At 55.2% G+C, this 15204-nt stretch carries 12 protein-coding genes; 6 read left to right on the forward strand and 6 right to left on the reverse strand.

The annotated features are described in order from the left end of the window. Positions 1–8: 8 nt before the first annotated feature. The 3 genes from D9K61_RS16185 to D9K61_RS16195 are packed head-to-tail and all read right to left on the reverse strand — an operon-like array spanning position 9 to position 4669. On the reverse strand, positions 9–2246 hold the full coding sequence (locus D9K61_RS16185) for an NHLP family bacteriocin export ABC transporter peptidase/permease/ATPase subunit (protein ID WP_216825826.1): 2238 nt from the start codon (positions 2244–2246) through the stop codon (positions 9–11). Between the two features lie 59 nt (positions 2247–2305). Next, positions 2306–3559: an NHLP bacteriocin system secretion protein gene (locus D9K61_RS16190; protein WP_120634238.1), complete on the reverse strand. Its 1254-nt coding sequence runs from the start codon at positions 3557–3559 to the stop codon at positions 2306–2308. Positions 3560–3607: 48 nt separating this feature from the next. Beyond that, complete coding sequence (locus D9K61_RS16195) at positions 3608–4669, reverse strand: hypothetical protein (protein WP_162946940.1); 1062 nt, start codon at positions 4667–4669, stop codon at positions 3608–3610. 91 nt (positions 4670–4760) lie between these two features. Between D9K61_RS16195 and D9K61_RS16200 the strand changes: the two genes are divergently transcribed. From D9K61_RS16200 to D9K61_RS16210, 3 genes are all read left to right on the forward strand, one after another. Further along, complete coding sequence (locus D9K61_RS16200; protein WP_120634240.1) at positions 4761–5891, forward strand: hypothetical protein; 1131 nt, start codon at positions 4761–4763, stop codon at positions 5889–5891. A 141-nt stretch (positions 5892–6032) separates the two neighbouring features. Then, positions 6033–6371, forward strand: coding sequence for an STAS domain-containing protein (locus D9K61_RS16205; RefSeq protein ID WP_120634241.1), 339 nt, complete (start codon positions 6033–6035; stop codon positions 6369–6371). A 15-nt stretch (positions 6372–6386) separates the two neighbouring features. Then, entirely contained in the window at positions 6387–7319 is a 933-nt protein-coding gene (locus D9K61_RS16210) for a M23 family metallopeptidase (protein ID WP_120634242.1), read from the forward strand. A gap of 218 nt (positions 7320–7537) precedes the next feature. Here the strand turns inward: D9K61_RS16210 and D9K61_RS16215 are convergent, their stop codons facing one another. From D9K61_RS16215 to D9K61_RS16225, 3 genes are all read right to left on the reverse strand, one after another. Then, a complete protein-coding gene (locus tag D9K61_RS16215) occupies positions 7538–8098 on the reverse strand; it encodes a TRAP transporter small permease (RefSeq protein ID WP_120634243.1) in 561 nt (186 codons plus the stop codon). Positions 8099–8114: 16 nt separating this feature from the next. Beyond that, a complete protein-coding gene (locus tag D9K61_RS16220; protein WP_120634244.1) occupies positions 8115–9404 on the reverse strand; it encodes a TRAP transporter large permease in 1290 nt (429 codons plus the stop codon). Positions 9405–9496: 92 nt separating this feature from the next. Next, positions 9497–10537, reverse strand: a complete 1041-nt coding sequence (locus D9K61_RS16225) for a TRAP transporter substrate-binding protein (protein WP_120634502.1) — start codon at positions 10535–10537, stop codon at positions 9497–9499. 172 nt (positions 10538–10709) lie between these two features. On the opposite strand from D9K61_RS16225, the gene D9K61_RS16230 reads away from it, so the two are divergent. From D9K61_RS16230 to D9K61_RS16240, 3 genes are all read left to right on the forward strand, one after another. Next, positions 10710–12173 (forward strand): PLP-dependent aminotransferase family protein, encoded by a 1464-nt coding sequence (locus D9K61_RS16230; RefSeq protein WP_120634245.1) that lies wholly within the window; start codon positions 10710–10712, stop codon positions 12171–12173. 163 nt (positions 12174–12336) lie between these two features. After that, positions 12337–13500, forward strand: coding sequence for an epoxide hydrolase family protein (locus tag D9K61_RS16235; protein ID WP_162946941.1), 1164 nt, complete (start codon positions 12337–12339; stop codon positions 13498–13500). Then, positions 13497–14990, forward strand: a complete 1494-nt coding sequence (locus tag D9K61_RS16240; protein ID WP_120634247.1) for an aldehyde dehydrogenase — start codon at positions 13497–13499, stop codon at positions 14988–14990. The genes D9K61_RS16235 and D9K61_RS16240 overlap by 4 nt, the downstream gene beginning before the upstream one ends. Positions 14991–15204: the final 214 nt, after the last annotated feature.

The following is a 15204-nucleotide window of genomic DNA, read 5'->3' on the forward strand; positions in this document are numbered from 1 at the left end:
CAAACCTCCTATTCCGCCTGCATCAGGCTGCGATAGGGCCCGTCCTGTTCGATCATTTCTTCATGAATGCCGCGCTGTACCGCCGATCCCTGGCTCAGCACGATGATTTCGTCGCTGTCCCGGACAGTCGAAAGCCGATGCGCCACAACCACGCTGGTGCATCCGCGCCGTCGGACGTTGTCGTCGATCTGTTTTTCCACAATCGGATCGAGCGCTGCGGTCGCCTCATCCAACACGAGGATCGAAGGATTAACCGTGAGGGCGCGGGCGATTTCGACCCGCTGGCGTTGTCCGCCAGAAAAGTTCGAGCCCATCTCAGAGACCAGTGTGTCATACCGCCCGGCGCGTGCCTCGATGACGTCCAGAATGGCGGCATCGCGTAGCGCGTTCACAATGTCACGCTCCTGCACCAGTGTGTCCCACATCGACAGGTTGTCGCGTAACGATCCTTCGAACAGGAAAATCTCCTGATCCACAGTCGAGAGTGATTGCGAAAATACCCGCTGTGGGATCTCGCTAAGGGGCTTGCCGTCGAACAGGATATCCCCGCTCCATGGCGCATAGAGCCCTGTAATCAACTTGGCCACTGTTGATTTTCCGCTGCCAGATCCGCCGATCAGGGCCACGCGCTGACCCGGTTCAATCACCAACGACAGCCCGTTGATGAGAGGGGGCCCGGCTTTCGAGTAGCCAAAGACAACGTCGCGCAATTCGATCCGTCCGTTCAATTTCATGAGGGCCGCTTCGGCAGGCGTTCTCTCGTCCTGCACACCGGACCGTGGATCAAGCTCATGGTTGAGAACGTCATCAAGACGAGCAAGGTCGCCTTTGATTTCCTGCAGGCTGCCCGCAAGGTTGACCATTTGCTCGATCGGGCCAGTGAAGCTTCGCATCAGGCTCTGGAACGCGACAAGCATGCCGATGGTCATCGCCCCGTCCATCACCCGAAGCCCGCCGAGAAAAAGTATCGCCACGGTGATCAACGCCGATACCAATACGGGCACCGATCCCAAGATCGTCGTGAAGAAAGAAAATTCTTGTCGGGATGCCAGATACTTGGCCTGGTACCCGGACCATCTGGCAAAGAAATCATCCTCTTGGCCCGATGATTTCAGAGTTTCCATAAGTTGTATGCCGGCAACTGACGTGCCCGCAAGCTTGCCCTGATCTTGCATCAGCCGGCGACTGCCGTCTTCACGCACCCGATTGAGCAACCTGAGGACCAGCACGTTCAGCAGAGCAAGCCCTGCGCCCACCATCGCCATGATCGGGTCAAAGGCGAACATAACTACCAGATAGAAGATAACAGTCGGAAGTGAGGCGAGATTGGTTGCCAGAGGGCCAGACAACAATGTGGCCACGCGGTCGTTTGCCGTTATGCGTGACAGTATGTCTCCGGCAAAACGTTGGTCGAAGAAGCCTTGGGGCAGTCGGAAAACATGCCACAGGAAGGCCGACGCCTGCGTCAGGGCAATTTTGGTGTCCAGCCGCACCAGTGAGATCTGTTGCAACCATGTCAGCGCTCCGCGCATCAGCCCAGTGAGCGCCATTCCGATAAGAAGTGGCATGACCCAGTTGTCGAGGTTCTGGATCAGAATTTCGTCGACGAAGATTTTTGAGAAAACCGGGATGACCAGTCCCGGAATAACCAGCGACAAGGTGGCCAGCAGAACGAAGGTCACGGCGGTCTTTGAACTGCTCAGACGGCGGAAAAGACCGGCCAGGTCTTTTGGGCGCTCACCGCCCTTCTTGAATTCCGGCCCCGGTTCGAATTCGAGTACAACGCCAGTGTAACCTTCATCGAACTCTTCAAAACTCAGCGTGCGCGGACCCATCGCGGGGTCATTGATATGAACTTTCTTTCCTCGGACGCCTTCCAAGACCACGAAGTGGTTGAAGTTCCAGAACACGATGCATGGCATCTTGATGTCGAGCAGCTTGGGAAGACTGTATTTGTAGCCCTTTGCTGTCAAACCATGCCCGCGCGCGGCCTTCAGAACGTTCGATGCTTTCGATCCATCCCGGCTGACGCCGCATTCTGTCCGCAAGCGTTCAAGCGGGACATAGCGTCCATAGTAGCGCAGGACCATTGCCAGTGCAGCGGCGCCACATTCCACGGCTTCCATTTGAAGCACGGTCGGCACCGATTTTCTGCGTCCCTTTTTGCGGGCCGCTTCTTTGAAGGCCTGCAATTCCTTGTCAGCGCTCTGATCGTCTGAGACGTTGGATTGGGAGCCGAAAAACACGTCAGATCAAGCCTTGTGCAAAAAAACGAGTGCAGCGCGGAGAGGTTTGGCCGGGCACCTTAGAGGCCCGTCCATTCACGCAGCAACGGGATTACCATTTCGATGGGGCGCTGGGTGCGTACGGTCACTTCTGCTTCGGTCAATGTGCCTGAGCGAAGTTCCAGCCCTGCGCCTCTTTCCGACGTCCACGCATAGCCAGAAACCGAATCCGAATCCCGATCAAGCCGCACGAGCGCCCTGTAGGGTGGGCCCGAGGAGGAAAACTGCCGCACAAGTTCACTATTGCGCAGCACCGCCATCATGCCATCGACGGTCGAGGGGAACTCGGACACTTGGGTGACTTCACCGCGAATGGTGCCATATTCTTCACGGGCCGCGGTCAGCGGTGAAACCTGAACCTGCATGCCCGGTTCCACCGATTTGCCGTCGGACGGATTGACGTACAAGACCAGCTCAAGGCTGTCGCCCAGAGTTTCAAAAGACAGTGCGGCTTCTCCGCGCCCCAAAAGCTCTCCGGCGGTGGCTTGCAATTCGGTCACGCGGCCGGCGGCGGGGGTAACGATGACCGAACCACGCTGTAGCTGGCTTTCGATTGCGGCTTGCCTGCGTTCCGCTTCGGAAACACGCTGCCGGGCCTGCTCAATGCGCTCGTTGTTGCTCGCTAGGGCGTCGAAACGTCGCACTTCAATATCGGACAAGACCTGCCGCAGTTCACCTAGTTCCTTCAGGATGGCATCAACCGCCAGCTGACGTTCGAGAACGGCGTCATTGGTGACACGACCGCGCTCTAACAAGTCTTCGTATTCTTCCAGACGCGCGCGCGCATTTTGCAGCCGTTCCTGGGCGACTTCTACCCGCTCATTGGTGGCGCTGATCTGCTCTTTAAGGGCATCGTCCTGCAACTCTGACTGCCGTTCCACATCTGACTGGACGCGACGCAGTTCACTCTTTGCCTCGTGGACTGTCGCAATCGTGTTGTCCAACTCGATCTGCAGGTCCCGCTGGGACAGGCGCGCAACGATTTGATCCTTTTCGACGAGATCGTCGATCGAGACTTCCAGCCGTTCAACGATACCGTCGGCCTGCGCCACGGCGTCAAAGACGCGTCCGCCTTCGATGATCAGGATGCCGTCGCCTTTTACGCGAGACGGGAGTGAGCCCAGAAAACTCCAGACGACGGCCGCGGCGAGCATGGAAATCAACATCAACATGGCGAGCCACGCTTTGCTGTCCGTTACCGGAACCAACCTGTCGAGTTGCTCTGGAGAAGCAAGCCGGTCCATCGCACTTTTGCGGAAGATATTCTTGCTCATCTCTCACGTCCCGGCGTTTTTGCGGGCCCTTTTTTTGGATTTCTGCGGTTAACCGCCACGCTCCGGTTCGGCTGACCCTTTGATTGAATTCTCTGCGGTGAAAACCGTTCCGTCAAGCGATTCATAGGGCGTTTCGCTGGTGCTATCGACTTTTGACTTCAACAGGTTCCTGATCTCATGACCTAGAACAGAACCCACAACCTTAAGTTGATGTTGTGAAAGGGAATTTGTCTCACTTTGGGGGAATGCCATCTGTGGCTCATGCAGGGTATCTTGATAGCGCTCGTCTGGCTCAAGGCGCATATTTAGGCACTCGAGAGTTAAAGACAGCCTGTCCAGCATCGCGGCCTGCGCGCTTTTGGCAGGGTAGGCCGCGTGCACGGCGACGTCTGGCAACGCACTGCACAGCGCGTCAGAGAGGATGCGGCCGCGCCGACCTATTTTTGCGTTCAACGCCAGTTGCAAAACCGTTTCCGCGCGGGTCAGGCCCCGATTGATCTTTGTTACTCTCGGAGCATTGAGATCTTGTGCAGCAAGGCCAAGCCAATCCGCCAGGCGGTCGGTAAGATGTGCCTTGTGGCGGCTGTAGTTGAACAGTTTGATCGACACGTTCGGTTGACCGCCATAAGCATCAAGAAATCGCAAAACCAGATCGGGTACGGAGTAAAGGTCAAAGAAACGCTCTAACGACGTCGTTCCGCCTGCACGTTTCACATATTGCATCCAAAGCGATGCCGCGTGCGAAACAGGATCTCGGATCGCAAGCAAAATGGAAACTTCGTCATAACCAGCCTCGATGGCCAACTGCCCCAATCGCTCCGGGTCCGAAGCCGCCGCCAGTTGCGGAAAGAACTCTTCGCTCGACAGGATCAGCCCTCGGTCCGGGTGGGGGCGGTCGTGCAGCAGGTCTTGCATCGCATTCGGGGATTGCGCTGCCACGAGGCCATTGCCCTGACCGACTTCCGCGTTGTCTTCTTCGGTCTCCTGCCATGTAGGCGGCGGGTAATCATAGCCATATCGAGCCAACACAGATCGATTTTCCCTCAGAAGCGCCTGTAGAAAACTGGTGCCTGTCTTGGAGTGGCCTATGTGCAGCAAGAGTCTTGACATGGGACCTTCTGAGCTTGCTAAGAATGTCGGGTGGCGCGTGTCATAACCGCAACCTCACCCGCAATATACTGGGAAGTAAAGGTGATTTACGATGCTTGAGCAAGCACCCAATGCGTTGCACGTCGCCGGTGTGACAGGCGCAGGTGCCAAGAGTCTTCTGGCGACGCTTTCGCCACCGTTTGAGGGTCCGTACAAGGCTCCAGAATTCCCATTGTCGGACGAACCCTTTGTGGAAGCATGGGATAGTTACGCAAGCAGCCCAGACATCTGGTTGACCTTGTCCACCAAGATCCCACAGCTGCGTTTCGAGATTTTGGATATGCAAGGCCAGAACCCCGGCTATCTGGCTGCGACAAAGCGGGGGGACCTGTCTTTGGCACCGGACCCCGGCCAGGGTTTGCAACTGGAGGCGCCAAAGGCGTTGAACGTAACGCTACACCAGACCGCGGCTGGGCGAATACCCGTTCTCGAACCCGCCACGCGAGCGGATTTTGAAGCTCTTCTGCGCGCATTTTTGTATCGCTGCGAACCCATTGCCGTGCCCCGCAGTATGGGGGCGGCTATGGTGTCCGGGTTCAACAACTGGGACCGAATAGCGCGGCTCAAGGCAACCTGGCTTGCCAATGGCAACTCCGAGTTTGACTGGACAGCGCATTTCAAGGCAGAGATCGTGCCCAACAAATCTCTCTATCAGGATCGGTTCATAATCCTGTCACACGGCACCTACAGCAACGTGACGGCCGATGATTTGCCCGGCGGTCAGGAAAAGGTTCTGGAGCTATCACGGGTGATCCGGCTGGAACATGAATGCGCCCATTACTTCACCCGGCGTGTTTGCGGCCAAATGCGCAACGACCTGTATGACGAACTGTTGGCTGATTATGCCGGGCTTGTTTCTGCGACCGGTCAGTTCGATGCGGAGTTGTTTCTGATGATGATCGGGCTGACACCAGACCAAACGATTCAACCTCTGGCCCGCGCCCGAATTTACCTTGACCAAAATCTCACACCCGCAGCTGAACGCGGTATGCTGAAACTGCTGGCCCATGCTGCTTCAGCGCTGGACAGGCTGCATCAGGACCATGTCGCGCCACGACTGGGTGCCTCCTTAGGTCTTGGGCAGGTTTTGCTCGCCCTTTCAGCATTGTGCTTCGAAGACTTCGCAGCGGACGACATAGAACACCGTTTCATCCAGAGCCTCGGCTGGGCCTGCGTTTCCTGACGGGCGATCGAAGCGTAAAGCGTATGGCAATTTTTTACGGCGTCGTGTGGTGGCATCAATTGACTTTTGGCTGGTTAGCCTGCCAGTTTGGCGTGAACCAAGAAGAGCAGATAAAGCCCTTAGGCTACATGGGAGCGACCGATGGAGATTAATGTCATCCAGCATGACGGCTACGCGCAGCTGGTTGTTACTGGCCGTATCGACAGTTCAACCGCCCCACAGTTCGAAGGCGCACTGATCTCCCAGCTCGACGGGGCAGCGACGTCGACGCTCGTGGACATGACGGCCGTTGATTTTGTCAGCAGCGCGGGGCTGAGGGTGTTCCTAATGGGTGCAAAAAAGGTCAAAGGAACTGCTGCGCAAATGATCCTTTGTGCGATGAACGACAATATTCGCAACGTCTTCAAAATGAGCGGGTTTGATCGTATTCTGTCGATCGCTGAAAGTCTCGAAGACGGTGTGAGTCAAGTCAGCAGCTAGGGGATTTGCGCGGCGATGTATTTCCCGCGCCCATTTCTGGCAGCACTGTCGAACGCTGTCTTGCCTCCTTTGTTGGCGATTCAGGTCGTTCTTGCGTCAAGTTTGGCCGAGCAGATGTCCAGCGTTCTGACCTTTATCGTGTTTTGCCTGTTCTTCCAGATCATGCTACCGCGCACGCCGCCGTGGGACAGATGGGTCATCCTGGTCAGTGGGGCCGCCATCGGAATGGCCGTTTTTGCACAACCCTACTTACCGGTTGGCACGTTGTCGGACGCTTTTGCAGGGCCGGCGATCAGCCTGCCAATTGGTGCATTTTGCCTTCTTGTGATGGGCAAACGCCTGACCGGAATGGCCGAATTGCATTTGCACAGCCCTGTAACAGGTGGCCGATTTCTGGTTATACAAGGCGGAGCCAGCCGATTTTTGAACCACCACTTGAAATGCCTGCATATTCCGAATCTTCGTGGCCAGTTGTACGGGGTCGACATCGTTGCTGCGGGGCGACTCGGTTTGCAAACGCGCAAGGTCTGGCCGCGAAGCCTGGACGATTTCTGGATATATGGGCATCCACTATTGTCACCGGTCACAGGGCAAGTCAGTGCCGCAAGCGACGGAGCCGATGACCAGGCGCTGGGAGCTTCGGATCGAACAGCGCCTTTGGGAAACTATGTTTGCATTCAGTGTGACGATCCCGACTCTGGCAGGGTCGAGGTTTGTCTGGCACATCTTCGCAAAGGCAGTGTTTCGGTTGCGAAGGGGGATGTGGTCAAGATCGGGCAGCTTGTGGGCGAAATTGGCAATTCTGGAAACTCCTCGGATCCACATTTGCATATTCATGTGCATCGGCCTGACGGATCGGGCAACCCGCTGAGTGGCGATCCGATACCGTTCAGGTTCCAGGGCGTGCGAGTGCTGCGGCGCAACCGAGTTTTCACCATTCCAGACTAGAGTCTGGACCTAAAATCAGGCCTTAACGTCAGCTTCTAGCACTTTGCTGCAAACGCTACAGCTTTCTGCATGAGCACCAGCTGCAGTCGCACAAGTTCGGTTTTTCCCGCACTGCCGCCATTAACATGAGTGCCGCGTGGTGATGCTGATCTGTCCCACCCGAGTGGTCCAGTTTGAATGTTAGTGCATGATTGGCCTGCGTTCCTATCGCTGACCTATTAATTGACATCCACATCTTTTGATTGCTCGTAAGTACCCGCCATCAGTCGTGAACTATCCTCGATGATAGAGGCAAGGGCTGCGATGCAAACCAGAAACCCGGAAATCGGCACAATGGCGATCGCGTATTTCTTGGGCATGTAGTTAGGTTTGAAGACAATCCCCCCGTCTTCCCAAGCGAAATACCACATTTCCCAGTATTTGCCGCCCATCGTTGCAACGGCTTCTAGGCCCCAAACGATCATGACAATGCCTAGGCAGAAGATAACGGCTGTCCAGAATTGTTGGATGAAGAACGCGGCTTTTGGAGGCAACCAGTCGTAAATCAGATCAAGCGCGATGTGGTCTCTGTCCCTGACGGTTAACGCGAGAGCGAAAAAGACCAGCCAGATGTTGCTGAGCACAGTGAGCAGATCACCCCAGATTGGTGGATCTTTGAAGACGTACCGCATGACCACCGAATAGACTGTGAACGCGACCATCATCAAAAGCAGAATCGCACAGAAAGCCGTCAGTGTTCTTTTGACAGCCCTGTCGATTAATTTGATTGCGGATATCATCTTCTGGACCCCTCCATCAGTTCGCAAAACCAAGGAGGCGCGGAAGGTACATCGTGATGTCTGGCACAACGATCAGAACAAACAACAGCGCAAAAAGCGCGATCAGATACGGGAGCATAGCAACGGCAACTTTTTCCAGTCTGACATTTGCAATCGCACCCGCCGTAAAGAACGCCACACCAACAGGAGGTGTGACTGATCCAATCAGAAACCCTACGACAACAACCAGGGCGGCCTGCACATCCGGGTAACCTGCCTTGACCATCACATCGACGAGTACCGGGCCTGCGACGATGATGTTGGCTGCGCTGTCCATCACCATACCCAACAGGCAGATGAACAAGACAAGGACGAGCGCAAAGATCAGCGGATTATAGGTATATCCAAGCAGCCATGTCTCCAACTGACTGATTGCGCCAAGAGATGCCAGAAGCCAGCTGAAGGGGCCTGATGCCGCGATGATGATAAAGACCATGGCGGAATTGCGGAAGGCGCGGACAAATGCGCTTTTGCAGTTGCTCCAAGTGATTGTGCGATAGATGAACAAGCCGACAAACAACGCGATGGTGGCAGTCAATGCCCCAGCCTCGACGACACCTGCGATACCAAAAACAACCGATCCAACAAGGACCACGGGAATTAGCAGGGCGAAAGAAGACTTGTACCCCGCAACCGCGATGCCTTTCAGGCTGAATGGCTGGTCGCTGCGCTCGAAATTGTTCTTCCGCGCGATGAGGTGGTTGATCACCATCAACAGCCCACCGATCATCAAGCCCGGGATAATGCCACCGGCAAAAAGCGCTCCTACTGAAATTCCGCCCGCGTTGGCCAGAACGATCATCATGATTGAAGGTGGGATGATACCACCGATTGTTGAACTCACGGCTGTAATTGCTGCGGCGAACTCGGGTGGGTATCCGGCCTTTTTCATCCCCGGCACCAAGAGTGATCCGACCGTAGCAGTGTCTGCCACCACCGATCCGTTCATCCCGGCAAAGAACATACTAACCAACACGTTCGCCTGCGCCATGCTGCCTCGCATCCGGCCAATAATACGTTGACTGAGATCGACCAGACGGTCGGTGATCGTGGCGGAGGTCATCAATTCACCCGTCAGCATGAAGAACGGGATCGCCGTGAGTGGCACGGAGTCAATCGCCTGAAACATCTGACTGGGAATCAAAATCATCGGTGCCGCGTCAGTGAGCAGGATATAGACCACCGGGATCAGGATCATGATGAACCCAACCGGAGCACCCAGCATGATCAGGACGACCAGAATGATCAGAAGCGCAACGCTTTCCATGAGAGTTGATCCTAGTTGGGGCGGTCTTTTGTGATGAAAAGGCGCGGAACATCATCCCGCGCCTTTGTTTACCTTGTCAATTGACCGTGGCCTTAGAGAGCACCAGCTTCTTCAAGTTGTACGATGAAGCTGGTCATGCCCTGCTGTTCCAGAACCTGGCGCGCTGTGTCGGGATCATATGTACCTTTCGCATTGAGCCATGCATCGATGGCGCCTGCTCGCCATTGAACAAGCTCATCCTCGGATGGCACATACCATTCTTTCGCGGTCTTTTTGATCTCGACTTCGCCTGCCTCGACCCATGCTCGATCAAGTTCCTGAACCTTTTGGCCAAACGCCTTTGCCGCGATGTGCAGCCATTCCTGTTCTTCGTCGGTCAATGCATCATACTGGCGTTTGTCGATTGACAGTTGGTTGCCAGACCAAGACCCGCCGATTTCGGTGAAATAAGGTGCAACTTCATGCAGCTTCGCAACATGTTGCCATGGTGTGGCAACGTATTGGCCTGACACCACACCGGTTTGCAAACCCTGGTACAGTTGCGACCAATCGTAGGGAACAGGTACCGCCCCCCAGTTCTTGACCAATGTGTATTCAATCGGGCTTTTGGTTACACGCCATTTGACGCCTTCCATGTCGCCCGGTACGTGGACCGGCCCATGGGCGTTACCAAGTTGTCGGAAACCTCCACTGGAATAGACGGTTAGGCAAACATGCCCTGCTTCCTCGGCCGCGATCTGACACTGTTTTTCTGCCAGCCATTCGGATGATATCCGATCTGCATCCTCGATGCTTTTAAAGATGTATGGCAGATCAAAAATCGCCAATGATGTGCCAAAGTTCCCAAAGTTCGCAGTTGAACTGGTCCACAGGGCCAGAAGGCCTTGATTAGCTTGTTCTCCACAAGTTTGCTCGCTGCAAAGCGACTTGCGATAGTGCGGTTCGATCTTCAGCTTGCCGCCCGAGACTTCCTCTAGGGTTGGTATCAAAGCTTGGTCAATCGCGTCTCCGATGGGCATGCCGATGAATCCGACCGTTCCCAGCTTCAGAACCTTTTCTGCCGCGGCAGTTTGCGCCGAAAGCGCCAGGGCGCCGGCGACGCACAGCACCTTTCCGATGGTACCAATTTTCATCTTCCTCATCTCCCGTCGTTGACCATTATTTTGCAGCATCTTTCACCTCAGGCGACTTCAAAGAAAGTGACAGATAGATTGAAAGAAGAGGACAGATCAGTTTCGACCTGACAGTCTGGGCTTGATGCCACTAGGGTTTGGTATCTGAATTCCCGCGCGAAGGAGCTTTCAGTTGGCCTCTGTCACCCCACGTTTTTTGAAGCTTCCCGAAAGCTCGCATCTGAGTTTACGTGATCAGATTTGCGAAACGGTCAGCGCGGCGATTACATCAAAGTCGCTCGCCTACGACCGCCCCCTGCCCTCATGCCGTGAACTGGCTGACCAGCTTGGCGTGTCCCGTAATACGGTTTTTGCTGCTTACAACCGCTTGGTGGATCTTGAGCTTTTGGTATCTCGTGATCGCTCTGGCTATTTTGTGGCGCCTCAGGTTGCAGCGCTTAACAAGGCGCTTATTAAGGAAGAAGGCGATCGAACGGATGACACGCCTTGTCCTGTGTCCTTTCGACCGAACAATCTTATGCCTGTGGTCAATCCACTAGATTGGAACGCGTACCCTTATCCATTCATCTACAATCAAATCGATCCTGAGCTGTTTCCCGTCGATGGCTGGCGCGAATGCACACGGCAAGCGTTGGGCCGCAGAAAGATGCCGGTCTGGGCCAGTGATTCCGTTGAAAGCGACAGTCCGCAACTGGTGCGGCAGCTGCGTCAAAGGCTTTTGAATACCCGCGGCATCTACGCAGATGACGACGAAATCCTCATCACATTGGGCTCGCAGAACGCCCTCTATATTTTGGGGACAATTTTTGCTCAATGCGGCAAGCCCTTTGCTCTGGAAGACCCTGGTTTTTTTGGCGCGCGAAACGCCTTTCGCCTTGCGGGCAGTGAACTGATCGGTGTCGCAGTAGATGATGACGGTATCATCCCCAGCGCCATCCCATCCGGGTGCCAGCTAGTGTTCACGACGCCCAGCCATCAGTTTCCTACAATGGTCACGATGAGCGAGAAGAGACGCGAAGAGTTGTTGGCCGCTGCTGTAGCGAAAGACTTCCTGATTATCGAAGACGATTACGAGGCCGAGATGAACTATGTGGCCAAGTCCTCTCCTTCGTTACGATCAATGGATAAAACCGGGCGTGTCATCTATGTGGGTAGCCTGTCGAAAACAGTATCTCCGGGCATTCGCCTTGGGTTTATCGTCGCCCATCGCGACATCATACGCGAGGCGCGCATTGCCCGCGGCGTGATGATGCGTCACCCACCCACGATCGTTCAGGAAATCGTAGCGTTGTTCTTTCAACTGGGTCACTACGATTCACACCTGCGCAACATTGAAAGACGCTACAACAAACGTTGGCACGCGATGAACAAGGCGATCACCAAACATTTGGGGATGTTAGAACGGACAGAGTCTGAGGGAGGCACATCTTTCTGGCTGACAGGTCCCAACGGCTTTGACGCGACCGAACTGACACGGAGGCTGAAGGCCAAAGGTGTATTGGTTGATCGGGGTCAGGACTACTATCTCGGCTACAACGACAGCCGCAGCTTTCGGCTTGGGTTTGCCTATGTCCCGGTGTCAAAGCTTGAAGCAGGCATCGAGATTATCGCTAATGAGGTCAGATCGCTCCTGTGACCAGAGATCTTCATCTGTCCCTTCGAATTGCGCCACCTGTCTCTCGTCGTTTCTGATCCAAATCAGTTAACTGGATCGGACCGCGTATCCATTACTCCGTACGCGAACGGCGACATATCAGGGAACACGTCTTGTGAAAGATCGATTGGACACCATCAAAAACGTGACCCCATTCAGGTGCCACGTGCCCGAGGATGTTTTGCGCACGATCCTTGATCGGGTCGCAAACTACCCGTGGCACGAGATGCCCGACGATGGTGGCTGGGATTATGGTGCCAATTTGGCGTATATGCAGGAGCTTTGTGCCTATTGGGTCGACGGGTTTGACTGGCGTAAGCAAGAGGCGAGGATCAACTCGTTTTCCCAGTTCAAGACCCGCGTCGAAGACATCGACATGCACTTCATTTACGAAGAAGGCAGCGGATCGAACCCGATGCCTTTGATGATCAGCCATGGCTGGCCGGGCTCTGTCGCCGAGTTTTTCGACCTGATCGAGCCCCTGGCGCATCCCGAACGCTTTGGCGGCGACGTCGCAGATGCCTTTACAGTTATCGCTCCGTCGTTACCCGGTTTTGGATTTTCCGGACGCCCGCCACGCCCATACGGGCCACGCAAAATAGCAAGCGTTGTCAACTCTTTGATGACGAAGACCCTTGATTTTGACACCTATCTTGCACAGGGCGGTGATTGGGGTGGAGCGATATGTTCCTGGCTGGGCTACGATCACGCGCCTGCATGCTCTGCCATTCACATCAATGTGCTGACAATGCGCCACCCGGAGGGGCCAAAAACACCCGAAGAAATTGCCTGGGCCAGGCAGTTCGAGCAGGACCAGATCATGCAAAACGGCTATCGCACTCAACAGGCAACACGGCCACAAACGCTGAGCTATGCGATGATGGACAGCCCCGTTGGCACTGCAGCCTGGTTGGTGGAGAAATTTCACGATTGGTCGGACGTACCCGCTGGCGGGATCGAGCAATCACACAGCAAAGATGATCTGCTGACCAACATCATGATTTACATCGTGACGCGCACATTCAACTCGGCCTCATGGATTTACTATGGCCGACGTGAAGAGGGCGGGCGCATTCTATCCTCGGAAGGTCGGCGCGTAGAAATCCCCACGGGTTGCGCTGTTTTTCCCGCCGAGATGTTGCGGTGGCCACCCAGGTCATACGCGGAACGTATCTATAACATCACCCATTGGACCGAGATGCCGCGCGGTGGTCATTTCGCAGCGATGGAAGAACCCCAAATGTTGCTGAACGACATTCGCAAATTCGCGCGCAGTCTGCGTGGCCAGAACGACGGAGAGACAAAATGACCCTTTCGCACGCCGAGTATCAGGCCATCGCTGCCATGCTGACCCCGAACGGGCAGGCATTTATTGACGGTCAGTTTTGCGATGCCGCCGACGGTGACAAGTTCGAATCGACCAACCCGGCAACCGGTCAGGTTCTGGCCGAGGTTGCCCATTGCAAGGCCACAGATGTGGATCGAGCAGTTGCTGCCGCACGACGGGTGTTTAACGAAGGCACGTGGTCGCGCGCAGAACCTGAGGAGCGCAAGGAAGTTCTTCTGAAGGTCGCGCAGCTGGTGCGCGAAAATACTCATGAGCTGGCAGTTCTGGAAAGTCTGGATACGGGCAAAACCATCAATGACTGTATGGATGAAATCGGCGGCGAGGTGCCCAACTTTTTCCAGTGGTATGCCGAGCTTGCAGATAAGACCTTTGGAAAAATCGCGCCCACAGGCCCTGGGGCAATGGCCTTGATCACTAAGGAGCCTGCAGGGATTGCGGGCGCAGTGCTACCCTGGAATTTTCCACTAGTCATGGCGGCCTGGAAGATTGCACCATCCCTTGCGGTGGGCTGTTCCGCCGTTATCAAACCAGCCGAACAGACCCCCTTGTCGACCATTCGCCTGGCCGAGTTGATGCGCGAGGCCGGCGTGCCAGATGGGGTGATCAACATCGTGCCGGGTTTTGGCGAAACTGCGGGTAAGGCCATTGGGTTGCACAAGGATATCGACACCGTGTCCTTCACCGGCTCAACTGAAGTCGGGCGCATGTTCATGCGCTATTCAGGGGAAAGCAACCTTAAGGGCGTGGGCCTGGAAATGGGTGGCAAAAGCCCGTTCATTGTGCTGGACGACGCGAAGCTTAACGACGACCTGATCGAACATGCCGCGATGTCGGCCTTCTGGAATGGCGGTCAGAATTGCTCTGCCAATATGCGCCAGCTGATCGCCGCACCCCTTGTCGAGGAGTTCACAGGGCGCATCATCGAACGGGTGAAAGCGTTCACGCTCGGCGATCCGCTGAACCCGGCCACAGACATCGGCTCGATGGTCACCAAGGATCACAAGGAATCGGTGATGAATTACATCCAAAGCGGCGTTGAGGATGGCGCGCAGATGACCATGGGTGGGGACAGTGATCTTCCGGGTTACTTTATTGAACCAACGGTTTTTCAGGGCGTCACCCCGGAAATGAAAATAGCGCGCGAAGAGATTTTTGGACCCGTTCTGGGTATCATGCCCATGCAGAGTGCCGAGGAAGCTTTGGCCGTTGCCAGCGACACAGATTACGGGTTGCACGCGACCGTGTTTACCCAAGATATCGACCGCGCCCTTTACATGGCTCGCTCACTTCCTTGCGGGACCGTTTCGGTTAACGGCTTTTCCGAAGGTGATATTAAGACCCCATTTGGGGGCTACAAACAATCTGGGTCGCTTGCCCGCGACAACGGTACAGAAGCGCTTGAGCAATACCTGCAAACAAAGACCATTTGGGTGCAGACATCTTCCGGGTAATGGCCACCACTCTCACTGCTGGGAAATCAATCTGCCCGCACTGAATTCCGCTGCGCCTGGACCTTTTTTGGTGAGACGACACAGCGAGGCCTGTGTAATGGCCTGAGGGCCACTCAGGGCCAGGTCATTGCAAGGGCGGAAATCAATTTCTTCATCTTGAGGACTCCATCGGATGTGTCGATGGAACAGGGGTGTTTCACACTGAATCGTGCGA

Origin of the sequence: Ruegeria sp. EL01, from assembly GCF_900313035.1 — a bacterium.
GTDB lineage: Bacteria > Pseudomonadota > Alphaproteobacteria > Rhodobacterales > Rhodobacteraceae > Ruegeria.

Bases quoted from the DNA above. Each gene is read 5' to 3' on its own strand.
- D9K61_RS16215 (WP_120634243.1), bottom strand. From the start codon at position 8,098: ATGATATCCGCAATCAAATTAATCGACAGGGCTGTCAAAAGAACACTG.
- D9K61_RS16195 (WP_162946940.1), bottom strand. From the start codon at position 4,669: ATGTCAAGACTCTTGCTGCACATAGGCCACTCCAAGACAGGCACCAGT.
- D9K61_RS16220 (WP_120634244.1), bottom strand. From the start codon at position 9,404: ATGGAAAGCGTTGCGCTTCTGATCATTCTGGTCGTCCTGATCATGCTG.
- D9K61_RS16240 (WP_120634247.1), top strand. From the start codon at position 13,497: ATGACCCTTTCGCACGCCGAGTATCAGGCCATCGCTGCCATGCTGACC.
- D9K61_RS16210 (WP_120634242.1), top strand. From the start codon at position 6,387: ATGTATTTCCCGCGCCCATTTCTGGCAGCACTGTCGAACGCTGTCTTG.
- D9K61_RS16225 (WP_120634502.1), bottom strand. From the start codon at position 10,537: ATGAAAATTGGTACCATCGGAAAGGTGCTGTGCGTCGCCGGCGCCCTG.
- D9K61_RS16205 (WP_120634241.1), top strand. From the start codon at position 6,033: ATGGAGATTAATGTCATCCAGCATGACGGCTACGCGCAGCTGGTTGTT.
- D9K61_RS16190 (WP_120634238.1), bottom strand. From the start codon at position 3,559: ATGAGCAAGAATATCTTCCGCAAAAGTGCGATGGACCGGCTTGCTTCT.
- D9K61_RS16200 (WP_120634240.1), top strand. From the start codon at position 4,761: ATGCTTGAGCAAGCACCCAATGCGTTGCACGTCGCCGGTGTGACAGGC.